Source organism: Corynebacterium sp. NML120713, from assembly GCF_001875735.1.
Lineage (GTDB): Bacteria > Actinomycetota > Actinomycetes > Mycobacteriales > Mycobacteriaceae > Corynebacterium > Corynebacterium pseudogenitalium.
Genome location: NZ_MLCR01000013.1, coordinates 16,616 through 39,128 on the forward strand (window position 1 = coordinate 16,616; position 22,513 = coordinate 39,128).

Sequence of the window (22,513 nt, forward strand, 5' to 3'; positions counted from 1 at the left end):
TGTCTCTCCTTGTTTGCTTGTGTGATTAGAAGCCCCGGCTAGGTGCCGGGGCGGTTACCTCCCTAGAGTGCGCAGGAAACGCACCCGTCGATGCCTGTTCCCTCCAGAGCTTCCTGGCGGACCCTCGTGTAGTACAGGGTCTTCAGTCCCTTGCGCCAGGCGTAGATGTAAGCGCGGTTCAGGTCGCGGGTTGTGCAATCCCCCGGCATGAACAGCGTGCATGATAGGCCCTGGTCGGTGTGCTGGGATGCCACTGCGTAGGTGTCAATCAGCTTCTCGTACCCGATTTTGAAAGCGTCCTCGTAGTAGGGAAGCGTCTCCGAAGACAGACCCGGAGCAGGATAGTAAACACGCCCCATCTTCCCCTCCTTGCGCACTTCCACCGGAGAGGTAACCGGGTGGATGGAGGGGGTTGCCCCGTTCACGTAGCTGATAGAGCCTGTGGGTGGCACAGCCAGCAGGTGCGAGTGGAAGAGGCCTACCCGCTCAATCCTGCCGATGAGTTCCTTCCAGTCCTCTCGGGTTGGCAGATTGTGCTCTTTGAACAGCTTCTTAATCTTCGGTGACGTAGGGAGGTGGTCCTCTTCCGTGTACTTGCCGAGGACTCCGTAGCGAGAGAAGTCAGCCCCGCTACACCCTTCGAACTTGGTGAACGCCTCTGCAAAATCCGCAGACTGGGATAGCGCGTAGTAGCGAACCGCTGCGAAGTACACGTCTACAAACTCGAGAGCTTCCTCAGAGCCGTAGTGGATGTGCTCCTGCGCTAAGAAACCGTGGAGATTCATCTGACCAAGACCGATGGAGCGCATGGTCCGGTTCGCTTCTGCTACCGGAGGGACCTCCAGAATGTCTGTCGCCAGGACAACCCCTGTCAAGGCAGCTACAGCAGCACGCACCGTGTGCTCCAGCGGATGCTCCGAGTGCATAACCCTCTCGATATTCATTGAGCCGAGGTTGCACGAGATGTCCTTGCCTACCTTCTCGTACGAGCCGTCGCGAGCCATCACGCTCGGTGTGTTCGGTTGAAGGATTTCGGAGCACAGGTTGGACATGTTGACCCGTCGAGGGAACGGGTTCGCGCTGTTCGCCGTATCTTCAAACAGAAGGTACGGATAACCAGACTCGGTTTGGATCTCCGCGATGGTCTGGAAGAACTGGCGTGCATCCATCTTCGTCTTTCGGATTCTGGAGTCCTCAACCATCTCGTAGTACTTCTCGGTCACCGGAATGTCTCCGAACGGAACCCCGTAGACACGTTCTACATCGTACGGGGAGAACAAATACATCGGCTCGTTCTTCCGGGCAAGCTCGAAGGTGATGTCTGGGATGACAACGCCCAGCGAGAGCGTCTTAATACGAATCTTCTCGTCCGCGTTCTCTCGCTTGGTGTCCAGGAACTTCATAATGTCCGGGTGGTGAGCGTTGAGGTACACGGCTCCGGCCCCTTGTCGCATACCGAGCTGGTTCGCGTAGGAGAAGGAGTCCTCCAGCAGCTTCATAATGGGGATAATCCCCGACGACCGACCTTCGATGCCCTTGATAGGAGCACCCTCTTCACGAATATTGGAGAGCAGCAGGGCTACTCCGCCACCACGCTTCGAGAGCTGGAGCGAGGAGTTGATAGCCCTACCGATGGACTCCATGCTGTCCTCGATACGCAGCAGGAAGCAGGAAACCATATCCCCAGCATCTCGCCTGCCAGCGTTCAGGAACGTGGGAGTCGCGGGCTGGAACCGGCCAGTGATAATCTCGTCCACCAGCAGGGAAGCTAGTTCGTAGAGGCCCAGGGATAGTTTGATAGCCGTAGCAACGACACGATCCTCGAAACGCTCTAGGTAGCACGATCCGTCTCGGGTCTTGAGGGCGTACTGGGTGTAGAACTTGTATGCACCCACGAAGGTGGGGAACCGGAACTTGTGGTCGTACGCCTGCTTGTACAGCGCGGTAATTTCTTCCTTCTCGAACACCGAGAACGGAACAGGGTCGTAGTATCCCTCGTCGAAGAGGAAGTCCAGTTTCTCCTCCAGCGTGTGGAAGAACCGGGTGTTCTCGTTCACCCCGTCCGGCCCTACGAAGAACTCGCGGACGGCTTCCTTGTCCTTGCCTACCTGGATTTCGCCGTTCTCGTCCAGCAGGTTGAGGTAGGCATTAAGCTCCAGATACTTCTTCATCTACATTCTCCTTTTCGTACTTGGCTTGCAGGCCCTTCATTACGAGGTCCTGCTCTAGGGTGGGCGTGAGGTCAATCTCGGTAATCACGGGGACCCCGAACCGGGCAGCTGCCTCCCTAGCGCCCCGGCAGAAGTCTGGACCGAACGTGGTGTTGCCGAGGCCTACCACGCCCTCCATCCACTCTCCGTAAGCGTTCAGGAACCCCTCTACAGCCGGAGGGATGAACCCCCCGGTCCGTGGGGAAGCGTACGAGGGGATAACCAGCGTGTACGGTGTTCCAGGCACATAATCGTGAATGTGAACCGCCCCGTACTTCTCGACAGCCCTTCGAGTAAGGCCCGTCCCGGACCAGTAGAGCAGCATCACTTACCTCCGAGAGAGTTGTACCAGTCTTCCACGTCCTGGAAAACTGCGGGAGCAACTTTCATCAGCTCTTCGAGGATGAGCACCGACACCTCACGAATCTCAGCGTCCGCAGAAGGATCGAGTCGCCGGAGCAGATACTCCCTCCAGGCTCGAAGATTGCCAGAGACGACAATCCGGGTCTCCACCATGTTGGGCAGCACAGCACGAGCAGCTTCTCGTGCCTGCTTGCGAGTCAGTCCCTCGTCCTCCAGAGCTTCAACAAACCAGGAGTAGTTGAGAGTGCAACCCTCGGCGAGCCACTGCAACGTCTCTTTTGTCGTCATTGTCTCATAGAACCGAATGGGTGAGAATACTGCATCTAGTTCTCGCAGCGCTGGAGGAACGACGAAGCCAGTGTCACTCTCATCCACGAATCGCTGGGAAAGCTGGCTGAAGCTCAGGTGACGGTGCCGGACCAGCTCGTGTGTGAACGAGCGCGAGACTCCGGTGATGTAGAACGAAGCCGTCGCGTGCTCGAGCACTGATCCGTGCGCCTGCTTAATGATGTTCGCCAGGTAGTCTTTGCAGCTGCGGGTAGCAGGGTTCGGCTTGTGGAACGATTGGTAGCACGAGCGCCCTGCAAACTCGAGCAGGGACTCCGCGTCCGTGGCCTCCATGTCGCGCTCCATCATGCCGTCGAACTCCCTCGGGTCCGCGAGCTTGGTGTACGCCAGGGTCTTAACCTCCGGCTTTACAATACTGGTCACTGTTCATTCTCCTTGGTTGTTTGGTAATTCTTCTCGACCCAGCGGAGGAGTTCCTCCCGCTCCAGTCGTTCTTTCTCTAGCTGTTCCTTGTAGAGCTTCCACTCCTGCTCATCGGCTCTGTAGCAGGCTATAGTCCAGTCTTCCCAGATCTCGGAAAACGCTATGCACACAGGGACAGCGATAGGCAGTGCGGAGAGAAAGAAGCACATAGCAAGGTCTGTGTTCCCTACAAGCAGTGAAACCAGGGCAAGCAAGCAGGGTGCTAGTATTGGTGTGACCAGGAGCACCATGACTGCTGTAAGCCTGCGTGCTTCCTTGCGTAGAGGCGCACTAACCTTCCCGTTCTTCATCTCGCCCTCCTTTGATTGGTCCGTGCAAGTAGATAGCCTCGCACAGCTGCTCGGTTCGTTTGCCGAACTCAAACACTCCCGCCTGGAACAGGATCGCGTAATCGTCCAGGTTGAAGACCGGAGAGCCAGTAAGCCACCACTCCTCGAACTTCACCAACGCCTGGTCGATAGCCTCCTTGTCGGAGCGGTAGACATACTCTGGCTCCTGGTTGCTTTGGTTGGGGCTAATCACAGCCACCGGCCTCAACCTCCCTCACGTAATCCAGCGTCGCGTCGATAAGCGAGTTCGCGATGTATCCTTCTTCTGTTTCGGGGTCCTCTGGCCGGATTGCCTCCAGCCAGTCCCGGAGTTTGTTTGTGTCTATCACCATTCCCAGTCCTCGTCTTCTGCCTTCTCGACCTTTGCAACCACGTACGAGGCTCCTGAACCAGAGAAGAAGTCGTGAGTCTCGCTCCCCGAGATGTCCAACGCGCTAAGGATGTAGGCAGGGATCTTGACGTGCTCCGCGTCAAATCGGGGTTCCAGCCCCAGGTTCATCAACGCCTTGTTTGCGTTGTACCGCAGGTACATCTTCACGTCCTCGGTCCACCCGAGCGAGTCGTACAGGTCCTGCGTACGAAGAAGTTCAACCGCGTACAAGCGCTCCATGAGATTGTAAACCTCTTCGTCCGTCACCAACCCAGGATTCTGCTCCCGGAGGCGCTGGAACTTCCAGCCGATGTACATACCGTGAACGCCCTCGTCCCGCATGATGAGTCGGATAATGTCTGCGGTGTTCGTGAGGCGTCCCTCCGACGCCAGACGCAGCGGAGCATAGAACCCCGAGTAGAACAGGAAGGACTCCAGCATGACCGAGGCTGCGTGCTTCATAAGGTCGTCCTTGCCGTCGTAGAAGTCCTTGATTGTCTGTGCCTGGGTTTGGGTGAGGTCGTCCTCCTTCACCCAGCGGAACAGCTCATTAATCTCGGTCGTGGAACACAGCGTCGAGAAGATAGTCGAGTACGACTTCGCGTGCACAGACTCCATGAACGAGATGTTGTTGAAGACAGCCTCCTCGTGGGGAGTGGAAGCCAGGCGACCAAGGACTGGCGCTCCTACCTCTGACTGGAGGGTATCGAGCAGTGTGAGGGTGGCAAACACGTGCTTCACCATCCGCTGCTCTTCTGCCGTCATCTTCTTCCAGCTAGGCAGGTCGTTCGAGACGGGAATCTTCGTGTCCAACCAGAAGTTCGTCGTCAAGCGGTCCCAGACTTGCAGGTCGATAGGGTCTTCAATCCTGTTCCAGTTGATTGCTTCGATAGCCAAGGTTATCCTTCCTTCTTTTTGGTCTTGTATTCCTGCTCGTCGGCTCTTCGGTACAGCTTGATAATCTCTTCGGCCTCAACGAGGAGCGAGACTCCGATGACCATTCCGAGGGCAAACAGGGTGGGGAGAGCCAGCACCACAAGAATGACCGGATCTACTTCCCAGGCAATCTTCACGCCCCAAACAAACAGGGTGATGCTGAGCACCTCAAAGATAAGCAGGCTTACAGCGCGCCTGCGTGCCTCGAGGCGGGCCGGGTGGGTCGCTGAGTTACTCATGCTCTCCCTCCTCTGCTGCGTTGGCTGCTGCGAGCAAGGCGTAGGCAACTTCGCGTGCTTCGTCAGGGGTGAGTTCACCGGGTTCAATTCGTTGAACCATGATTCTGCTGTGCGGGGCTGTCCACACGCTGGGTCCGTCTGGCCCGCCCGGCAGCCACCCTTTACCGTTTGGCACAAAAATACCCTGGTCGTTCGGCTCCGGTAGGGTTGGTTCGTTTGTAGTCATTCTGCTGTCCTTTCTATGGTGTTTGCGGGGCGTGGTGAGTCTTACTCAATGTTTCTCCCTAGATAGACCACCAGCCAGCGAGAACGCCGACTGCGTTGATGATGAACGCGAGCGTGGTCGCGTAGTATGTGACTCGGGCAATCAGAAGTGCTGCTACCTGCCTAGACATTCAGGTCCTCCTCAAGAATCGACTCGAGATCCGGTGCCTTCCAGCCCCTGGGCTTTAGGACCTTCCCGGTGTTCGGATCAGTGATTACCTCACCGAGGGTGCCGTTGATCTTCGAGTCGTTAGCGTCGAGGATTGCCTCCCAGCACTCCTTCGCCTTGACAGCTCCGACCAGGCGAATAGCTCCGGTAAACGCGACGTAGGCCAAGTCCAGGAACCCGTCCACGGACTCTGCGAGGTACCGGAGGCGGTCCTCCCTATCCTCCCGAAGCACAGAGAGGAGAAGCAGTGCTTCCTCAGTCTCTCGAAGCTCCTCCTTGCAGAGGGCTAGGTGCTCGTTCATAATCCGCTCTTTCTCCTCGGGGGGAAGGTAGCGGAAGCTTTCGATTGCGGGGGTCTGGGAGCCTTCCTCCATGAACTCGTTAATCATCCGGAACGTGGAACGAGGACCCTTCTTGGAAGGGAAAATAAGGAAGGCTAGGCTGCCGGTGTCCTTGTATTTGCCAGTGACCAATCCCGGTCCTTTGGTATCCAACTCAATCTCTTCTCGGACAACCTCGATCTCCGAGAGCGGGTCTTTGGTCTTCTTGTTTTCAGTCATGCTTCTCCTTCGTGGGGGTACGGTGCGGTAAATCTCACGACCAGCGCACAGGGTTGTGGACTCTAGAGCCAGATAGGTTGGAGGCCGGAGTTTCGGTCGATAGGCATGAACGCCTTCCAGGCTCGACCGTTCTTGCCTACGCCAGACTTGAACACGTAGCCGTCCGGAGGGGTCTGGCCGTTGGGTGCCTGGGTTGCAGCCTGTGGCTGTCCCGCCGGACCTGATGCTGCCTGGGTGTTCGCGCCTCCGTTGAAGAACTCGGAGACCTTCTTCGTCTGCTTGATAAGGTCTGCAAGCCCTGGATCTTGCAGCTGGTCCAGCGCTTCCGAAGCGTTCTCGGCATGGATAACAATCCACGGTGCCTCGTAGCCTTTGCCTCCCTTGAGGGTGACAACGACCTTGCCTTCGGCGTCTGAAGCAACGGCGGTGGTTGCCTTCGTCTTCTTCTCTTCCTTCTTCACTTCCGTGTTCTTCTCCTCCTGTGGTTCCTCGACCTGCGCGGTTGCGAACGGATCGTTGGACATGGTTAAACTCCTTGTTTGAACTGGTCCCAGCTCTCTACTGGGATGGATGGTTTCTTACGCTCCGATGGTTTTGTGCCGGGACCATCAACCCGCTGGAACACCCGGTTGCTGAAGCACGAGTTCATACAGTCCGTGAGCGTGTCTACCGCCCGGTAGAAACGAACCTCTTCAGCGTGAGTACCGCGCAATTGACACTCTGTGAGGGCGTCGTACGCCCGTGGAAACAGCTCCTTCAGCGTCTCCAGCCCAATATCCAGGTCAATCTTTTCCTCCGGAGAGTAGTGACCCTCGATTATTGCCCTCACTTGCTTCGGTATGTACCGAAAATTACCCGTGAAGTGTTCGTAGTCGAGCTGCTCCTGCTTGCATACCGAGTTGGCATACCCTCGCAAAAGACGGGAAACGTCCGACTTTCGCTTCTGCTGGATCATCTTTTGTACCGACGGTCGTTCCAGAATGAACTGGCAGAGTGTTTGGTGAACATCGTCTGCGTCCACCAGGCCTCTCCAGCTGCTTGCAGCCTGTTTGGCTACACGCTCTACGAGGGGGAGAACGCGCCCCCAGTCCTCTTTGTTCAAAACGTAAACTCCTTTTCTTCAATCGTGAATCTCCCTGCGCCGATGGGAATGATGCGGGGGCTTCCCACCTTCGGGAACCAGACCAGGGACTTGTTCCAGCCTGGGTGCCTTTCCGCCTGGAAAACTGGCGATTTTCTATCGAGCAGGTGTCCTACCTCAACCCCGGAAAGTGCCAGGTCAGAACCTTTTATCTGGCTGCGTATGCCCGCCCTGCATGTCCCTCCCAGCACGACGCTGTGGTCTCGGGACCTTGCTAGCTTGAGGGCCTGATTCTCTCCGGAGACGTTGCTGTAGCCCGACTCCCAGCCGGGGGAGAACTCGTAGAACTCTCCGGCCTCCTCGATCCCGAACCGCTCGTACTGCAAAAGGTCTGGGAGGTTGGCTTCCAGGGAGTTAGCCAGTGCCGTATCGGTTCGGCCCTGGTGGAATACGATGCCTCCGGAGAAGCTCGTTCTCAGAGGCTGAACAACCTCTCTAATCGCCAGCTCAACAACCTGGTAGGCGCGAGTGCCAGTCTTGGAATCGAGAATGTCTCCGGTGTGAATCACCAGGCGGGGCTGCAACGCACGAACGGCGTCCAGGACACCCCTCCAGGCTCGCGTATCCAGGTGAGGGAACCGGGTGACTGGCAAAACCAGCACGCCCCCTGTCACACAGCCTCCGAAGGCGGTTTGAGAATCCAGCCAAGGTACTTGCTCGCCTTTGCAAGATCCTCCTCCGCAGGACCCTTCTTGCCTTCTCGCAGCACGTACTTGATAACGTTGCCTTTGCAGAAGGCTTTGAACCCTTCCGGCCCAAGGAAAGCCTCGATGACCTCGATAGACTCGAGACCGTTGGAGGCGACGTAGTGGGAGGGGCTGTTAACCGAGTCGCTCATTAATCTCCTCGATCCTCCTCTCCACGTCCTTGCGGGAGAACAGCGGATCAGACCCCCACACCCCGCACGGGGTGAGTACCTTCACGACGGTCTTCGCTTGCTTCTCCGTAACTCCGTACCACTTCTGGATGTCACTAACCCGCAGATTGATCGGCCTTGGTGTACGCACGCTCAACGCCTTCCATGATTGCTACACACTCACTGTGATTGTGAACCCTCGCCTTGATAAGCTCTCCCCGGCCTAGGCTCCACACCGAAAGAACCGGAGCGTCGTACAGCAAGTGGTACCTCACGGTGATTGTCAGACCGCCGACTTGCCGTTCGGCCAGAGCGCTCCAGTCATGCAGGAGCGCGACCGTGAAGTCGTCGTACATGCTGCCGAGTACTTCTCTCAGCTGCTCTATTGCGTTACTCAATTCCCTTAATCCTGTCTGGCCTGTGTCCAGCCCATCGGTCTTCTCCGGTATCCACCACCGGAACTTGCCGGAACCCCCACGTGAGCGTGATGAGGTCGTAGGCTTCGCGGTCTTCGGATACGTCGATCTCCTCGAAGGGGATTCCCTCTTCCTCCAGCATCTTCTTTGTGTGTCCGCACCAAACGCAGTCTGGCTTCGTGAACACTCTTACCCCTGACATACAATACCTCCATAGTGATTGTTAACCTGTATTTTCCTGCGGAGTCCACAACCTCTGGACTCCTTCCTTGCCTTCCTTCTGGAACACGCTGTTGATGTCCTCTCCCTCCGGGAGGATGACCACCTGCGCGTTCGGAAGAAGGCTTGCAACCTTCGACGCCATGCTCCGTCCGGCGTCGTCGCCGTCACTGAGAATCCAGACCTTCGAATAACCGCGAAACAGCGGGGTCCAGTGTGGCTTCCAGGACTGCGAGCCGGGAACGCCCACCGTGGGCAGTCCGCACTCCGTGGCAGTGACAGCATCAATCTCACCCTCTGCAATCCCCACCTCGAAACCTCCGCGAAGAAGCTCGGGAGTGTTGTACAGCCGGGGATGCGCTCCGTGCATAGAGACGTACTTCGGCTTCGAATCGTCAAGCACCCGGAATCGAATATCCACGGTGCCCCAACCGAACCGGGGGTGGTACCGCAGGTACGGAATGGCAAGCATCCCAGCGTATTGCGCGTGCTCCGGGAGCGGGTCCTGTACGAACCCAAACCTGTAGCGCTCGATGCTAGAGAGGCTGAAACCTCGGCGCTCGAGAAACTCGCCTGCGGGGCTTCCTTCCAGGGCTGCGTGGTACTTCGACACCGCGCTGTTCAGCGATTCTCTCTGCTGTTTTGATCGCCTCAGCATAACTGCATCCTTCCTCCTGTTCGATAATCTTGATGTAGTCCCCCGAGTACCCGCAGCCGTGACACACGAAGGCTTCCGCCTCCAGGTTGAGGCTGGCAGAAGGGTTGTCGTCGTCGTGGACTGGGCACTCGCACTTCACCCAACCGTCATGCAGGGCCGGGGGAGGGGACCAGCCGGGAAAGAAGAACTCCAGCGTCTCCAGAATCACTGTGCGCTCCAATCGTCAGTACTCGTCATGCAAGATCCCTTCGTCATCATCTTCTCGGGCGTCGTAGTAGTACCTGTCTGCCAAGAGGCTCAACGAAGAGTAGTTGCGGGGAACGTCGTCCTCGTCAAGGTCCTGCTGCTCGAGCCACTCTGCGAACCGGATTACGTTGTCAATATCAACGGTGAACAGATCCCCCCAGCTCCAGAAGAACCCGTCCACCTCCCAGGTCTTCTCACCGTCGGTGAAGGTGAACACCGGCTCCGTCGCCGTCCCCGTGTGGAAGCAGAGGTCGCACGAACCAAACTCTGTCTCGTACTCGTTGACCTCGTAGTTTACGAGCTCAATCTTCATCGTATTCTCCTAGTTCTATTGTGATGCTCGAGTTCTTCATTCGGTTAGCAAGCCATGTAGCCTCTGCTGGCGATAGCTCGTACAGCAGCTCGAGCGTCCTTGGGCTAATAGCTTGCATTAGAAACACGAGGTGGTCGTGACCAATCTCCTCGTAGTAGTGGTCGCTAGCCATGCGGTACTTCCTTCCTTCCAATCACAGCGAACGCTGGTGGGTTTTTCAGATAGTTGATAGCTCTTTGCAGGGCTTCGGGGTCGTCCCGAAGGTGGCCTAGAACCTTGTAGTTGCACGTTTTGCACAGCAGCCCACGGATCTGGCCGGTTCTATGGTCGTGGTCCACAGCAAGCCTTCGTCTTGCACCAGTAGCTCGCTGGCAGATAGCGCACCGCCCACCCTGCGCCTCGTACAAGGCTCTGTACTCCTCGCCGGTGATGCCGTACGTCTCTTTGATGTGCGCGTGGTGCCGTCTCTGCGAAAGCTCCTTCTTCCTGCGCCGGTGGTGTGTAGCACACCGTGGCCCAGGGAACGAGGCCTTCCGGTGGGTTTTGATACCCTCTCTTCGACAATCAACGCAAACCTTCCGCGTCAAACAATCACGTCCTCCGCGCTCGTGTGCGAGGTCTGGTCTACCAGACCACTCAAGTCTTGCACCGGGAGATCGTGGAGGTCGCCCAGACCGTCCAGCTCCCGGATACCATCAGAGGTTCGCAGATACCTGCGCGTGATTAGGTACTCGTCAACGTCGGACAGCCAATCAAAAATCTCGAACTCGTCATCAAACCAGGGGGAAACAAAATCCTCGTTGTCAACCCTGTACTCGTAGCAGAACCAGCAGTCCTGCATCCCCTGGCCCGGAGGGGCCGGAGGAGTCTTTCTAATATCCGTACCGTTCATTCAAACCTCCCTACAGTGCGAACGGGTCGTCATCCCAGACCTTCTCCTGGACGTCCTTGATGCTCATCCGGAAGCCGTCAAACGCGAGCGGTACGAACGTTGCTCCGGAAGGGTCTGCTCTGAAACCTCGGTTCTTCACCGTGGAGACCCTCAGTTCGTCGCCTCCTCCGTGCTCCGCGACGCTCTTGTGGAGCGTGAGGATAAGCTCGGGCACTCGACCAATCTGTCCTTTAACTCCGGACAACGGAATGGGGCTTGCAGAGTCGTTGTACGGTCCTGTGACGTGGTGAAGCACCACGACGCAAGCCTCTGTAGTTCGCGCTAGGTCGTGCAACCAGCCCATAAGCTCATCAAGGCTTTGGGCCTGGTCTTCGGCGTCTCCAGCCTCAACGTCCAGTGCGTTGTCCACAACGATCAGCTCGGGGTAATCCCCGTACATCTCGTTGTAAGCGTGAACCTGCTCGGTGATAGAGCCGAGGGTGGGGGATGAGTTGTAGTCGAACCGGACGTGGGTTCCCTCGGTGATGGCTTGAATCCGTTTGTAGTCTGGGTTCAGTGCAAGCTCCCCAGCCTCACTCATGGTCAAACCTCCCAGAATCGCGAGGGAGCGGGAGAGTTGGACGTAAGCGTCCGAGTCTGCGGAAAAGTACAGAGTACTCACCCTCGACTGGAGCGCGTAGGACAGAACGAAAGCACTCTTGCCGACGCCCGGGCCTGCTGCGACCAAGCACAACTGGCCTCTGCGAAACACTGTCCCCGCGTCAGTCAGCGACTGCCAAACAGTGGGGAGTGCCTCACCGGCAGACCCTCTTACCGCTGCGCTCTGAACGAGTGAAAGCAACGCTCTTCCTCCAGTCTTCAAACATCATTGCAGCGAGGAACAAGTACCCCGCCAGTACCGCTACCAGGAGGATCGAGCCTCCAACTGCGATTACCAGGTTCAAAAAACCAATCATTCATTCCTCCTTCATGCCTTTACAATGTTTTATTGTGAGTGTCAACCTACGTGGTTCCCGGTGTGGTAGGCGCTCCTAGATCTATGCAGAAACCTAGGCCACAGTTCAGAACGTCGTGTCGTGCCTTCTCTCCGAAGGCAATAAGTACAGACCCTGCACCGGGGGTGCCTCCTCGTGTGTCCCTACCGCCCTTAAAAAACCGAACCCTAGAAGCAATGAAGCACAAGGCTGAAGCCTCTTGTACGGCAGACTGGAACCAGCGAACGTCCGTGCGAGAGAACACCAGCGCGATACCGTTCCCGTGCTTGGCTAGCTTGCTCATCCACTCCGGGGTGCTCTTGCCGTACGGAGGGTTCATGTACACGTACCCCTCCCAGGGTGTGGTAAGGCCGTCATCCTCGACCGTTAGGCGGTGCTTGGCAGGCACAAAATCTTTACCCCCCCAGGACTGCATGGGTCCAGGTCAAAGCTTGTATCGAGTGCTTCAAAAATCTCTGGCGGGGTGTACCACTCAATACTTTCGTTCCTCGTGCTTTCGTGAGTGAATCCACTCATAACAAACCTCCTCTGTGATTGTCAACTACTCAGAAAATGGGCACGACGAATTTACCGCGCACATCCGGCACATGGAGGGGGATGGGTTAGGCTCGTACTCACCGGCCTGGATCTGCTGCTCAAGCCACTCGAAGGCTTCTCGAACAGCCACCAAATCTTCTTCCTTGATCCGTACGACCTTCGTAGGCTTTCCTGTCTTGCCCATCATAAAGTCGCCACCGATAATCTTGACTCCGTACTTCAACCTCAAGGCTTCGGCGTACGTAGCGAGCTGGAAGGCGTCGCCCGGCTTGGCTCCGGTCTTGTAGTCCCTTACTACCAAACCTTCGGGAGTTTCGATAATGAGGTCGATGAACCCTTTGACCATGACGCCACCGATCTCCTCGAAGAACTCGACCTCCACGGCCTTCTCGCCGTCCGGGGTTGTCCAAACCTTCTCTTCGTCGTGGGTGAGTGCCCACCCGGTGATGCGGTCGATCTGCTCGAGGCCAAGACCGAACCGGCGCTCGATGTCCGTCGGGCCATCGTACGGGCCAGACCCGAACCAGTAGTCGAAGTTCGGGGTAACCTCGGCCTGTTCGTCGATGCTCTTGATGAACTCTTCCCGGTAGACGTCTTTAATCTCGTCGATGGTCAACGACCGGCCAGACCTCTCCCAAGCCTCCAGGGCTGCATGGACTCCCAAGCCTTGAGAAAGCCAACTAGCTGGCCTCTGCCAAACCTTGTCAATCCGCTCGAGCCTGTAGCGGTAGGCACACCGGACGTAGGTGTTGTACTGCGAAACGGATCGGTACTTAACGCGGGGTTTGCCAGCGCTCATGCACGATACCTCCTTCTTCAACCTCTAGTGTTGCTGCAATCATTCCAGCCTCTGCAATCTCCTTGTCCAGCCAGGCTGGCCTAGGGACATTCAAGCCCCGCCAGACCTCAATCAAACCTTCGGAATGTTCGATGTTCAGGGGTTCTGCGGGGCTGTTGGTTAGGTGCTTCAAACCTATTCCTTCTTCTCTGGAAGTCTCCAGATGCGATTACCAAGGGGAGTGACCTTTACCCCCGGCCTGATCTTCATCATGAAGTCTTCATCTTCTTCAGTTCTTGGTAGGTAGGCAAAACCAGGTGTGCTGGTCAAGCCCATGATGGGTGGGTACTCGGGGTTGTAGTCGAGCACCACGTTGAACGTGCGAAGCCTATTAAGGAAACTCTCGGCACGCTCTCTGCCCTCCTCGGCGATATTGTCCGGGTCGAGGGCTACGTGACCGGCAAGCCTGAAGCCGATCAGTGAGGCATTCCTTGAAAACTCTTTATCCACCTCCCACGGCATGGCTTCCTTCAGCAGGTTTACGCGGGAGACGTAGCCTCCCTGGCGAGCCAGCTTGTTGACATACTGGCGGGAAACGCCGTACATCCTGCCGATCTCTGCTTGGCTCATGCCTTCTTCCATGAGTGCAATTACAAGTCCGCTGTCGAGTGACATTCATTCCTCCTAGTGATGTTTAACCTTGCAGGGTTAACTATACCACGGAGGTGAATGTTGTCCACCCGTTATCTAGAGTAGTACGTGTGTTCTAACCCTGTCAAGACTTGTGTTCGAAAGGCGTTCAAGCCTTCTGGACGTTTAACGGGGTAGTGATCGGCAGGGCATAATCATGCCTAGTAGGTTTGCAACGTTGGACGCTACCAAGCAGGGATTACCGTCGCCAGAGGCGGGAGGGTAGACGAACGTACCTTTTCGTCCACCGACGTGGGTGGCGTTGATGCAGGGTCGGTTGGTGGTGGTATCAACCCTCTCGAACAGAACAGCTAACCGTGGTCGGTCTTTTCCGCCGTCGCTCCAGAGAGAATCACTCCAGGTGTTGCCCGCTGAGCTAGCGGAAACTTGACCGTCCTTGAGAGTGACAGTCACCTCAGTAGAGCATGACTTTTTACCACCTCCTATCGCCTTGAGCCACGCGACCAAGCCTTTGCAGGACTCGATGGATACGCGCGCACTGTCTCCAGTCTCATCAGGCCGATACAGCGGGTTGCCTTTTCCTACCAGGGTCATAGCGACCTTGAATCGGTCGGTGGCAACAAGCCTTAGTTTGCTCTCGGCTGTCTCCTCGAACCACACTGTGTTCAAACCTAGGGAATGGTCTTTCTGTTCCGCGTACCGGCGCGTTTCATCGAGCGCCGTGAGTAGTTCGTGTGCGTTGTGGGTAAAGCTAGTCATGCCTCTCAAACCTCTTAGTTATCGTTGGTGTTGTCCAGGTACAGATCGAACGTCGCCCCGGCGTCGGCGTAACCGATTCCGGTCATGCGACACACGACCTTGCCGTTTCGTACGGCGGTGATTGAATCCAGGTCCGCGTGGACCTCATCGCGGGGGAGTATCCACCCCTCACGTTCAGCGCGCTCCAGCGCTAGGATGTGCGTGGGAACTCTGATCTTGGTGGCAGTCATCTACCAAACCTCAACGTGCAGAACGTCATCCACCAGCCAAAAGTTGAACTCCAAGCCTCGAACGTCTTGTGTGATTAGCTCAAGAACAAACTCTGCCTCTGGAAAGTCTGGCAGGCTACCCCCGTCGGCACCGCCGTAGGTGCGTAGCACGGCGTCCGTTCCAAGTTCAACGGGGTGGTACTTCCCACAAACATCCCCTGCCAGGGCTACAGCAGGTGCCAGCGTGGCCCTAAGATTCCGCTCAACCAATTCAAAACTGTACTCATCCCTCTCAAAGCCCCCTAGCTGGAACCCCTCATACAGAGTGTCCCCATCCTCATCCAGGATGTAACCAAGCTCAACGGACGTTTCCAGGACCCCGTGGACTAGTGCGTCAACGTAGTTGTCGATTACGACGATGTGCATATCAATCAATCCTTTTGTTTCGACGGTTTACAGTGAACTCAAGCCCAAGTCTTTGATAGCTTGCATAGCCTGGTAGGCAGGCTCCAGTACGGTGGCATCTTCCATCAAGCCCGGCGTTAGCACGGGGTTAAAGTCTCCAAGCAGGACGATGGAAAGGAACTGTAGAATTAGACCAAACATTTTCATGCCTCTCTGTGTGTAGTGAATGTTTCCTAGTGTTGTGATGAACACACTCGAGCGCTGAAAGTCAACCCTTCAGCGCCCTGGAGTGTTCACCTAGAGTGCGTGTGCAAGCTCCAAGCTCGAGGGGGTGGAGTAGCCTTCGTAGTCAACGTTTTCCCATACCAGGCCGTGAATCGTATCGTCGCACAGCGCGGGATCAAGCGCGTGTTCCTCTACCAACTCTTGGTACAGTGCCTTATCCATAAGGCCTACGGTCCAAGTCTCATTGTTTGAGTAGGCAGCACATTCCCGCGCGAAGTCTTGGGCGGGGTATGCGGATATCACAACGTACTCCGTTGAGTAATCGTAGGTATCAGATACGGTTACGCCATACCCCCAAGCGTTGAGAGTGCAAACCTTACCGCCTAGCCGGTCGATAACTTTTTGGACTGCTTCGTGAGGTAGGTCATAGCTCTTACCATAAATCCCGCCGTAGTCAGCACCGTTGTACGCACTCTTCAGTCGGTCGATGATGCCTTGTACCTCCCTGCATCCTGCTGAACAATCGCACAGCCTGGTAAAGGATGCTTCCTCAAAGTCAGCCGAAACGATAGCTTCACAGCACGGATCGGGAAGGTAGTAGGCAGGTTCGTGCTCTTTCCATACAAGCACAACCTTGGAAGGATCGCGATGACATTCAGCAACCTCAACGTCGATGTTGTCGTACGTGGTTTTCGTGATAACGCCGGTGATAGTCATGTCTCAAGTCTTTCTGTGTAGTGGTTTGGGTTGTCAGGCCCCTTACTAAAGGCATGAACGGTGGTTCATACCTCTAGGAAGAGACCCGCGCGTAGCGGGTTAGGCTCTAAAGGTCTTTGATGTTGTTGAGGAAGTCGGTTATCTGTGCAGATTCCGCGCTAGTCAACCAGTCTGTGTTTGGTGAATTGCAGGCCGGACAGCGATAATCGCCAGTGTCGAAAACTAGAGAGCAATCTAGGCATACGGCCCGTTCGTCGATGGAAGCCATGTCTTAGACGTACACCTCAACCAACTCTGTTTCAGGGTTGTACTCAAGACTTTCGGTCAAGTACTCAAGGGGTGAACCGGCTTCATGGTACAAGTCGCTACCTGCCTCTATGGTTGTGTCAAAAGTATCACCAGCGTTCAGGCAGTGGAACGCTGCATGGACACCAGCAGAGTCAACCGCACCAGTGCGTGAGACCGGATACTCCCACATGAACGCCTGGATGTACCCTTCCAGCAACCGTTCGTGATCAGACACGAACTCTTTTGCAGTGTTTGTGAGGTAAGCCTGGAGCTTATCCCATCCCTCATTCTCGAACGCCAACTCTTCCAACGGCATGTACGCGGGGTAGCCATCCTCACCGGGGGTTACGTCAATCTCCGTAGCAAACATCACACCGCCGATAAACGCGCGGGTGAAAACTTCCATGTCTTGGGTTTTCATTTCTTTTCCTCTCAAGTCTTGGTTGTAGTGGTTTAGTGTTTGGATACACTCACGCTAGAGTGTTTGTAAACACCCTAACTAAAGCCTACCCAAGCTCCTTTTTGACGTCTTCCAGAATATCCATCACCACAGAGCTGAACGTAGCTCGCACAAACGACCAAACGGCATTATTGATGATGCGCTGAACGCCCCCGTCAGAAAAGTCAGAGTTAGCGTCGTAACCGTCATCCGCATAAAGATCTTCACATTCTGACTGGTACCTTTCAAAAATAAGGTTGATCTGTGAACTGTAGAGGGGGAATGAACAGTATGATTCAGGGTCTTCACTTATTGACCGGAACGCATATTCCAGTTCACCATTCAAGTTTTCCATAGGGTATACATATCCGTTTTCGGTATCGTCAAGCGTAAAGCCTTCATCCGCTTCACGCACTTCATACCAATCTGTGCTTGGCGTTATGTGTCCCAGAACGTCATACTCTGAAAACCCGATTACATCCCACCCAAAAATGGCCTCTGAATTAGAACCCATAGCATTCTCAATAGCGGAATGCAAGTCGCTGATGTGGATAAAGGTGCTCATAATAATCCTCCTAAAAGATACGAGTGTTATCTACATGGTTCAGTAGACACTACGCGCGGTAAACGTGGAGCTTATCGCACCTAGTGACCACTGAACGCGCGCTATCACGCGCGCCATTAGTCACGTCTGATAGTTCAGCATGTATGGCTTCACTGACTATCCAGTATCGAGTTCACAACCACCTAGTGGTGGCCCCAACGTGAGCCTTACGGTTATTCCCGTTGAGTTCAGCTGTGAGGTCGCAACCTCTGTGCTGATGGGTTCTAGTTTATCACCACGCCTGCCGATTGTCAACCCCGCTGTTTTGGTCTGCTTGGTGTAGCTTTCGAGGGCACTCATTCCGCTACCTGCCCCGGTTCATCGACACAGTTGGTAGCAACCAAACAAAAACAGCTAGTGACGTGGCAAAACGTCGCTGCAAACTATTTATCATGGCGGGGCTTTCGCCCCGGTCAGCTTGGAGGCGGTAACCGCTGTTTCCTTGCTGATACATGCAATAATAGCGCACTATAAAGTGAACGTCAACCTCTACAGTGTTTCGTGTCGTGTGGTAGTAACGTAAATCATTCATAAGCAGGGGTTTTAGTGGGTAGCTTTCTAGATCTAGGTACCGGATACGCCCCTTGCATGTCTCTCGAGTGGCCTATATAAGGACTCACTCACCAACTCACTCATATATGTATGTGTGTGATTGATCCGCACGATTCACGCCGGGGGAGTCGGTCAAAAAGACTCGAAAGACTAAGCCCCGTACGCGCCGGGGGTTGGAGTGTGTAGCGGGGTTAGGTAGGTATCGGGTGGCTAGGTGTAGGGGGGCAGAGTGCAGGGGAGTGCAGCGGGGTGTGTGTATGGGAGTGGCTAGGCGGGCTACTAGGGGGGAGTGCAGGGGGAGGGTGTCGCCAGTGCAGTGCTAGGCACTAGCGCCGGGGTCGCTAGGTGAGTGGACTAGGTGGGTGCGTGGGTAGGTGTGTGGGTATCGCTAGGCGAGCACAGCACTAGCGCCGGGCTACCGCCGGGGGATTCGTCGCCAGTGTGTTAGAGCGTCGCTAGCACGTCGCCAGATTCGACGGCCCACGCTGGACTATCATCGCCGGTATCACCACCTTTCAGCCCCGGTTATCGTCGCTAGAGTCGCTACCCCCGCCGGTCCGTTCAGACTCGACAGAATACCAGGTCAGAAAGTGTTTCCACCCCCACGGGGGTTACCCCCGCCCCACGGGCCTGACCGGAGGTCAATGCGCCTGCCAGCTTCTGTCATAGTCTGGTGTTTCAGGTCCATCGGCCCTCTCGAGCTGGGAGCTATTTTGTACGGGTAATTCGAGAGGATTTACACTAAATTACCCCCTGAATAGGGTAGTGGCTCAGACTCACACGTATATAAGTTATGAGGGGTAAAAGGGGGACTACAGGGGGTTGAGGTTGTGCGAACAGCGCAACCGCACACTTGGTTACTCACTAGGCAATTCCCCCAAGGAATTGCCACTCAGTCTTGTTTGTACGGAAGCCCATGAGGGCTTCCTTTTAGTAACTGACTTTACAGCAGCCGGGGGCTGCTGACAACGTTCGTAGTCTCACCAGTTCGACTACTCACTATACGAACTGGGATTTTAGAGAGCCGAAGGAAAACAATGGGCTGGGAATCTTCCAACCGAAGATCTCGACTACCGAAGAACTGGCCAGCCCTTCGGAGCATGGTACTCCGAAGGGACAAATGGACATGCCAGATACGAGCCGAAGGATGCTCGACCATCGCCACGGACGTGGACCACATGCTCCGAGGAGACAACCACGACCCGCGCAATCTCAGAGCTGCTTGCAGGTCGTGCCACAAGAAGAAGACACAAGCCGAGGCCCAGGAGGCCCGGAGGAAGAAACGCGCCTTGCGGTTCCGTCCACAAGAACGGCACCCAGGAGCAACGTAGGGAGGTAAAGCATGGCAGGCCGAGGACCTGTGCCGAAGCGCTCATCGGAGCGCGAACGGCGGAACAAGCCGGACATGGAGATTACAAAGATTGAAGCCAACGGAACGGTTGACCAGCCGGAACTCGGCCTGAACGATGCGCACCCGATCATCGTGGACCTGTGGGATTCGATGGGTGAATCTGCGCAATCGCAGTATTACGAACCGACAGACTGGCAGTTTGCCAGGTTCACCCTCCACTTCGCGAACCAACTTCTGTGGAATGCGCGCCCTTCGGCGCAAATGTTCCAGGGGGTCACGTCCGCACTTTCAGACCTGCTGCTCTCCGAGGGCGCACGACGCCGACTCCGCATGGAGATCGAGCGTAACAAGACCTCGGCAGCGGTCGTGGACATCTCCGAGATTTTCAAGGAGCGCATGGGCGACCTCTAGACCGAACCAACCTAATCCTGGCCAAACGGCAGAAGCACCGATAACGCTGCGACAGCTGGCCTACACCAACCAAAGGAGAATCCGATGACGAAACTTACTGTGGACGTCTCCTCGGTGACGCGCACGAACAGCCCAGACGACGCTGTGAAACTCCGCGCTCCCGAGATCCGAGCGTCAAAATACACCCCCGGTGTAGTAACCACCGCGTGGATCACCGTGGAAGCACCGGAAGGTCCGGTGGACGTTGAGGTAGAACCAGGACCCATCGAGGTGATGATTAAGTCAGGGCAGACTGCCCCTGATATTCTCCGCCTCCAGGTTCCGGACAAAGAGCAGGTCAACCTCGGGGAGCTTCTCGAGAACCAGAAGCCGGTTGATCCGACCGTGGCGGAGGAAGTTCGGGCAGAGCTTCAGGCCATGCAGGAGAAGTTGAACAAGCTCGAGCAACCGCCCCTGAACGAGGAGTTCGAAGAACTCAAGAAGACGGTGGAGGAGCTAGCCCAGGCACAGGACAGCGAAGCGCTCTCCCAGATTGGGAAACTCACCGAGCAGTTCAACGGTCTGCAAGAACAGCTAGCTCAGTACGCTAAAGCCGAGACTCTGGATACGATGGCAGAAAGTCTCCAGCGGGTAACTGCACTGGTAACCGAGACGCAGGCCAACATCGCAGGCGTCTCCCAGGACGCAGCTTCCGCAGCGGAGAACGCTAACCAAGCCAAGCAGGCAGCAGAGGCAGGCAAGGAGACGCTCGAACTGCTGAACCTTCCAATCCGCGATACTCTAGAGCGAATTTTCGCTGTGACCGAAACGTACGAAGAGGAGGAATACCCTCTCGACATTACCTCCTTCCTCGCAGGATACGCCGTGATCCAGATGTTCGAGAAGAACCGCGATCAGTTCGAGAAGTGCTTCTTCCTTGTAGACAACGAAGGCAACCCGCTCTACGACAACTACGGCAAAAATCCCGTGGAGGAAGTAAAGCAGCGAGTCGGCTACACCCCCAACAAGGCAACAAAGGCACTGGTTAACGAAGTCAACCAGTGCGCGGGCATTCTCTTCGTTGTGGGCAATGGAACTGTTGGAAAACAGCCAGCCTTCATGCACGGGATCCCCCTCCTGGGAGGGGGACGCGGAATAGCCAAACTAGCAGACCTGATGGCCGGTTACGCAAAGTTTGGAGACCTGCTCGAGCGAACAGCAGCCCAGGCAATCATCGACTACGCGGACATCCGTGGAGACGGTGCTTGGAGTAGTGGAGACTACGCCCCTGACAAACCCATAGTGAGGCCGACCAGAGTGAGTAACTCAGTGCTTACTCTGCTGGAGGAAACTGGAGCTTTGAAGGCAACGGGCTTGGAGTGGGCGACTTCGTACGAAGAGTGGGTACGGAGGTTCCATCTTGGTTAGACCAGACCCCCGATGGAAGGGTGACCCGACATTCCTTCCCCGAGTCCTGGACGCTTTCGGGCTGGAGGTAGCCCAGCTGGACGGCTGGGATAACCGAGGCCACGGTGACTTCGGGACAATCCAAGGCATCGTCGTTCACCACATCGGAGCCAACAAGTTCGACCCCTGGGGCATCGCGCGACATCCGCAGCTCGGCCTGTGCTCCCAGATCCACCTGTCCCGAGAAGGGAAGGTAACCCTGTGCGGGGTAGGTATCGCGTACCACGCGGGCGCAGGGTTCAAGTCCGGTTGGCCAACCAACAACGCGAACTGGACGGCCATCGGCATCGAAGCCGAGGGGGACGGAATCACCGCCTGGCCAGCCAAGCAGATGGACGCCTACTACCGGGTGTGCGCTGCGATCCTGTGGTTCCTTGGCAAGCGAGCCACGCCGGAAACCCTGATTAGCCACTGGGAATACTCGCGCGCTGCGCAAGGCAAGTGGGACCCCGGCGCAGGAAATGGCGTGTCCGGAGCTGTGATGGAAATGAACAACTTCCGACGCCGAGTGAACGAAGAAATCGACAAGCACAACAGAGGAGAAGACGACGTGGCGTTCGACCAGATTGAACGGAAATACAAATCCCGAGTCCCTTGGGACAACAACATCCAGATGCGACCAGTGGACGCGCTGCTCAACGCGGACGCAAACTCCTTCGTCGCACGAGCCAACACGGAGCGGATTCTCCGCACGCTGGAGAACTTCGACAAACGACTTGCACGACTGGAGGCAAAGTAATGGCAGTAGACCACGCATCGGTAACGGATGCAGCCGTAGAAAACATCATCCAAAACCAGACCTGGTTTAAGAAGCACTCGAACTTCATCACGAGCGCGGTAGGTCTGGCACTAACGATCCTCGCCTGGGTAGCAACCCAGCCGTTCGGGGACACCCCGCTGGTAGACACCGCAGTGATTTTCATCGGGTTCCTGGCGACCACACTCGGTATCTCGGTCACGCCGAACGGCCTGTCCAACTCCCAGCTGCGCCGACTGCGCGAAGAGCAGAACCGAGTGATTGCGCAGCGACCGCTGCGACAAAAGCCAGTCGAGGACGAGAGCAAGAAGCTGACAGGTCTCGTGGACGACTTCAACGCACAGATCGCTGAAGCTCCGTGAGCCTGATTAACAGGTATGTAATCCTCCTGCTCTGGATCGACCTTTTTGTGAGAAGTGTTGACTACGCTTCCGGAG

Annotated in this window: 38 protein-coding genes; 5 read left to right on the plus strand and 33 right to left on the minus strand. The window is 56.1% G+C overall.

The features are described 5' to 3' along the window. Positions 1 to 62: 62 nt before the first annotated feature. The 33 genes from nrdE to BJP06_RS06475 form a co-directional block, all read right to left on the minus strand. Complete coding sequence (nrdE, locus tag BJP06_RS06320; RefSeq protein WP_071573232.1) at positions 63 to 2,171, minus strand: class 1b ribonucleoside-diphosphate reductase subunit alpha; 2,109 nt, start codon at positions 2,169 to 2,171, stop codon at positions 63 to 65. After that, the gene (locus BJP06_RS06325) at positions 2,149 to 2,535 is read right to left on the minus strand and encodes a class Ib ribonucleoside-diphosphate reductase assembly flavoprotein NrdI (protein ID WP_071573233.1); all 387 of its coding nucleotides are present in this window, start codon (positions 2,533 to 2,535) and stop codon (positions 2,149 to 2,151) included. Before BJP06_RS06325 ends, nrdE begins: the two co-directional genes overlap by 23 nt. Further along, positions 2,535 to 3,284 carry an FAD-dependent thymidylate synthase gene (gene thyX, locus BJP06_RS06330; RefSeq protein WP_071573234.1) on the minus strand — a complete coding sequence of 250 codons (750 nt, stop codon included), beginning with the start codon at positions 3,282 to 3,284 and terminating at the stop codon, positions 2,535 to 2,537. The genes BJP06_RS06325 and thyX overlap by 1 nt, the downstream gene beginning before the upstream one ends. Further along, positions 3,281 to 3,634, minus strand: coding sequence for a hypothetical protein (locus BJP06_RS06335; RefSeq protein ID WP_071573235.1), 354 nt, complete (start codon positions 3,632 to 3,634; stop codon positions 3,281 to 3,283). Before BJP06_RS06335 ends, thyX begins: the two co-directional genes overlap by 4 nt. Then, the gene (locus BJP06_RS06340) at positions 3,615 to 3,872 is read right to left on the minus strand and encodes a hypothetical protein (protein WP_071573236.1); all 258 of its coding nucleotides are present in this window, start codon (positions 3,870 to 3,872) and stop codon (positions 3,615 to 3,617) included. Before BJP06_RS06340 ends, BJP06_RS06335 begins: the two co-directional genes overlap by 20 nt. Next, positions 3,859 to 4,005 carry a hypothetical protein gene (locus BJP06_RS12090; RefSeq protein WP_177224275.1) on the minus strand — a complete coding sequence of 49 codons (147 nt, stop codon included), beginning with the start codon at positions 4,003 to 4,005 and terminating at the stop codon, positions 3,859 to 3,861. Before BJP06_RS12090 ends, BJP06_RS06340 begins: the two co-directional genes overlap by 14 nt. Beyond that, positions 3,999 to 4,940 carry a class 1b ribonucleoside-diphosphate reductase subunit beta gene (gene nrdF, locus BJP06_RS06345; RefSeq protein ID WP_255365807.1) on the minus strand — a complete coding sequence of 314 codons (942 nt, stop codon included), beginning with the start codon at positions 4,938 to 4,940 and terminating at the stop codon, positions 3,999 to 4,001. Before nrdF ends, BJP06_RS12090 begins: the two co-directional genes overlap by 7 nt. Positions 4,941 to 4,942: 2 nt before the next feature. After that, positions 4,943 to 5,218, minus strand: coding sequence for a hypothetical protein (locus BJP06_RS06350; RefSeq protein WP_071573238.1), 276 nt, complete (start codon positions 5,216 to 5,218; stop codon positions 4,943 to 4,945). After that, on the minus strand, positions 5,211 to 5,444 hold the full coding sequence (locus tag BJP06_RS06355) for a hypothetical protein (protein WP_071573239.1): 234 nt from the start codon (positions 5,442 to 5,444) through the stop codon (positions 5,211 to 5,213). The genes BJP06_RS06350 and BJP06_RS06355 overlap by 8 nt, the downstream gene beginning before the upstream one ends. Positions 5,445 to 5,605: 161 nt before the next feature. Next, on the minus strand, positions 5,606 to 6,211 hold the full coding sequence (locus BJP06_RS06360; protein ID WP_071573240.1) for a hypothetical protein: 606 nt from the start codon (positions 6,209 to 6,211) through the stop codon (positions 5,606 to 5,608). A gap of 62 nt (positions 6,212 to 6,273) precedes the next feature. Continuing rightward, on the minus strand, positions 6,274 to 6,735 hold the full coding sequence (locus BJP06_RS06365; protein WP_071573241.1) for a hypothetical protein: 462 nt from the start codon (positions 6,733 to 6,735) through the stop codon (positions 6,274 to 6,276). A 2-nt stretch (positions 6,736 to 6,737) separates the two neighbouring features. Next, positions 6,738 to 7,313, minus strand: a complete 576-nt coding sequence (locus BJP06_RS06370; RefSeq protein ID WP_071573242.1) for a hypothetical protein — start codon at positions 7,311 to 7,313, stop codon at positions 6,738 to 6,740. After that, positions 7,310 to 7,861 carry a hypothetical protein gene (locus BJP06_RS06375; protein WP_143110573.1) on the minus strand — a complete coding sequence of 184 codons (552 nt, stop codon included), beginning with the start codon at positions 7,859 to 7,861 and terminating at the stop codon, positions 7,310 to 7,312. The genes BJP06_RS06370 and BJP06_RS06375 overlap by 4 nt, the downstream gene beginning before the upstream one ends. A 101-nt stretch (positions 7,862 to 7,962) precedes the next feature. Continuing rightward, positions 7,963 to 8,190 (minus strand): DUF3310 domain-containing protein, encoded by a 228-nt coding sequence (locus BJP06_RS06380; protein WP_071573244.1) that lies wholly within the window; start codon positions 8,188 to 8,190, stop codon positions 7,963 to 7,965. After that, on the minus strand, positions 8,174 to 8,359 hold the full coding sequence (locus BJP06_RS11920; RefSeq protein ID WP_143110574.1) for a hypothetical protein: 186 nt from the start codon (positions 8,357 to 8,359) through the stop codon (positions 8,174 to 8,176). Before BJP06_RS11920 ends, BJP06_RS06380 begins: the two co-directional genes overlap by 17 nt. A 239-nt stretch (positions 8,360 to 8,598) precedes the next feature. After that, a complete protein-coding gene (locus tag BJP06_RS06390; RefSeq protein ID WP_071573246.1) occupies positions 8,599 to 8,826 on the minus strand; it encodes a glutaredoxin family protein in 228 nt (75 codons plus the stop codon). 21 nt (positions 8,827 to 8,847) lie between these two features. Further along, positions 8,848 to 9,498 carry a toprim domain-containing protein gene (locus tag BJP06_RS06395; protein ID WP_369822250.1) on the minus strand — a complete coding sequence of 217 codons (651 nt, stop codon included), beginning with the start codon at positions 9,496 to 9,498 and terminating at the stop codon, positions 8,848 to 8,850. Then, positions 9,380 to 9,709 (minus strand): CHC2 zinc finger domain-containing protein, encoded by a 330-nt coding sequence (locus BJP06_RS12430; protein ID WP_369822228.1) that lies wholly within the window; start codon positions 9,707 to 9,709, stop codon positions 9,380 to 9,382. The genes BJP06_RS06395 and BJP06_RS12430 overlap by 119 nt, the downstream gene beginning before the upstream one ends. A 15-nt stretch (positions 9,710 to 9,724) precedes the next feature. Further along, positions 9,725 to 10,060 carry a hypothetical protein gene (locus BJP06_RS06405; protein WP_071573249.1) on the minus strand — a complete coding sequence of 112 codons (336 nt, stop codon included), beginning with the start codon at positions 10,058 to 10,060 and terminating at the stop codon, positions 9,725 to 9,727. A gap of 164 nt (positions 10,061 to 10,224) precedes the next feature. After that, the gene (locus BJP06_RS06415; RefSeq protein ID WP_071573251.1) at positions 10,225 to 10,647 is read right to left on the minus strand and encodes an endonuclease VII domain-containing protein; all 423 of its coding nucleotides are present in this window, start codon (positions 10,645 to 10,647) and stop codon (positions 10,225 to 10,227) included. Beyond that, a complete protein-coding gene (locus tag BJP06_RS06420) occupies positions 10,644 to 10,952 on the minus strand; it encodes a hypothetical protein (protein WP_071573252.1) in 309 nt (102 codons plus the stop codon). The genes BJP06_RS06415 and BJP06_RS06420 overlap by 4 nt, the downstream gene beginning before the upstream one ends. 10 nt (positions 10,953 to 10,962) lie before the next feature. Next, the gene (locus BJP06_RS06425) at positions 10,963 to 11,814 is read right to left on the minus strand and encodes a DnaB-like helicase C-terminal domain-containing protein (protein WP_369822230.1); all 852 of its coding nucleotides are present in this window, start codon (positions 11,812 to 11,814) and stop codon (positions 10,963 to 10,965) included. Then, the gene (locus BJP06_RS12095; RefSeq protein ID WP_177224274.1) at positions 11,747 to 11,908 is read right to left on the minus strand and encodes a hypothetical protein; all 162 of its coding nucleotides are present in this window, start codon (positions 11,906 to 11,908) and stop codon (positions 11,747 to 11,749) included. The genes BJP06_RS06425 and BJP06_RS12095 overlap by 68 nt, the downstream gene beginning before the upstream one ends. Before the next feature lie 46 nt (positions 11,909 to 11,954). Beyond that, positions 11,955 to 12,362: a DNA N-6-adenine-methyltransferase gene (locus BJP06_RS12435; RefSeq protein WP_369822231.1), complete on the minus strand. Its 408-nt coding sequence runs from the start codon at positions 12,360 to 12,362 to the stop codon at positions 11,955 to 11,957. Between the two features lie 126 nt (positions 12,363 to 12,488). Beyond that, entirely contained in the window at positions 12,489 to 13,283 is a 795-nt protein-coding gene (locus BJP06_RS06435) for a PD-(D/E)XK nuclease family protein (RefSeq protein WP_071573254.1), read from the minus strand. Next, positions 13,258 to 13,455, minus strand: a complete 198-nt coding sequence (locus BJP06_RS12100; protein ID WP_071573255.1) for a hypothetical protein — start codon at positions 13,453 to 13,455, stop codon at positions 13,258 to 13,260. The genes BJP06_RS06435 and BJP06_RS12100 overlap by 26 nt, the downstream gene beginning before the upstream one ends. Positions 13,456 to 13,457: 2 nt before the next feature. Beyond that, positions 13,458 to 13,937 (minus strand): hypothetical protein, encoded by a 480-nt coding sequence (locus BJP06_RS06445; RefSeq protein WP_071573256.1) that lies wholly within the window; start codon positions 13,935 to 13,937, stop codon positions 13,458 to 13,460. 749 nt (positions 13,938 to 14,686) lie between these two features. After that, entirely contained in the window at positions 14,687 to 14,902 is a 216-nt protein-coding gene (locus BJP06_RS06455) for a hypothetical protein (protein WP_071573258.1), read from the minus strand. Continuing rightward, positions 14,903 to 15,307, minus strand: coding sequence for a hypothetical protein (locus BJP06_RS06460; protein WP_071573259.1), 405 nt, complete (start codon positions 15,305 to 15,307; stop codon positions 14,903 to 14,905). 27 nt (positions 15,308 to 15,334) lie between these two features. Continuing rightward, positions 15,335 to 15,493, minus strand: coding sequence for a hypothetical protein (locus BJP06_RS12105; protein WP_177224276.1), 159 nt, complete (start codon positions 15,491 to 15,493; stop codon positions 15,335 to 15,337). 90 nt (positions 15,494 to 15,583) lie between these two features. Continuing rightward, positions 15,584 to 16,228, minus strand: coding sequence for a hypothetical protein (locus tag BJP06_RS06465; RefSeq protein ID WP_071573260.1), 645 nt, complete (start codon positions 16,226 to 16,228; stop codon positions 15,584 to 15,586). Positions 16,229 to 16,499: 271 nt separating this feature from the next. Then, on the minus strand, positions 16,500 to 16,937 hold the full coding sequence (locus BJP06_RS06470) for a hypothetical protein (protein ID WP_071573261.1): 438 nt from the start codon (positions 16,935 to 16,937) through the stop codon (positions 16,500 to 16,502). A gap of 85 nt (positions 16,938 to 17,022) precedes the next feature. Continuing rightward, positions 17,023 to 17,520, minus strand: coding sequence for a hypothetical protein (locus tag BJP06_RS06475; RefSeq protein ID WP_071573262.1), 498 nt, complete (start codon positions 17,518 to 17,520; stop codon positions 17,023 to 17,025). A 1,769-nt stretch (positions 17,521 to 19,289) separates the two neighbouring features. Between BJP06_RS06475 and BJP06_RS12300 the strand changes: the two genes are divergently transcribed. The 5 genes from BJP06_RS12300 to BJP06_RS06500 all read left to right on the plus strand — a co-directional run bounded on the left by BJP06_RS12300 (position 19,290) and on the right by BJP06_RS06500 (position 22,438). After that, positions 19,290 to 19,442, plus strand: coding sequence for an HNH endonuclease (locus tag BJP06_RS12300; RefSeq protein WP_255365808.1), 153 nt, complete (start codon positions 19,290 to 19,292; stop codon positions 19,440 to 19,442). Between the two features lie 11 nt (positions 19,443 to 19,453). Beyond that, complete coding sequence (locus BJP06_RS06485; RefSeq protein WP_071573264.1) at positions 19,454 to 19,873, plus strand: hypothetical protein; 420 nt, start codon at positions 19,454 to 19,456, stop codon at positions 19,871 to 19,873. 84 nt (positions 19,874 to 19,957) lie between these two features. Then, positions 19,958 to 21,280: a hypothetical protein gene (locus tag BJP06_RS06490; protein WP_071573265.1), complete on the plus strand. Its 1,323-nt coding sequence runs from the start codon at positions 19,958 to 19,960 to the stop codon at positions 21,278 to 21,280. Beyond that, the gene (locus tag BJP06_RS06495; RefSeq protein WP_071573266.1) at positions 21,273 to 22,058 is read left to right on the plus strand and encodes an N-acetylmuramoyl-L-alanine amidase; all 786 of its coding nucleotides are present in this window, start codon (positions 21,273 to 21,275) and stop codon (positions 22,056 to 22,058) included. The genes BJP06_RS06490 and BJP06_RS06495 overlap by 8 nt, the downstream gene beginning before the upstream one ends. After that, positions 22,058 to 22,438, plus strand: a complete 381-nt coding sequence (locus tag BJP06_RS06500; RefSeq protein WP_071573267.1) for a hypothetical protein — start codon at positions 22,058 to 22,060, stop codon at positions 22,436 to 22,438. Before BJP06_RS06495 ends, BJP06_RS06500 begins: the two co-directional genes overlap by 1 nt. Positions 22,439 to 22,513: the final 75 nt, after the last annotated feature.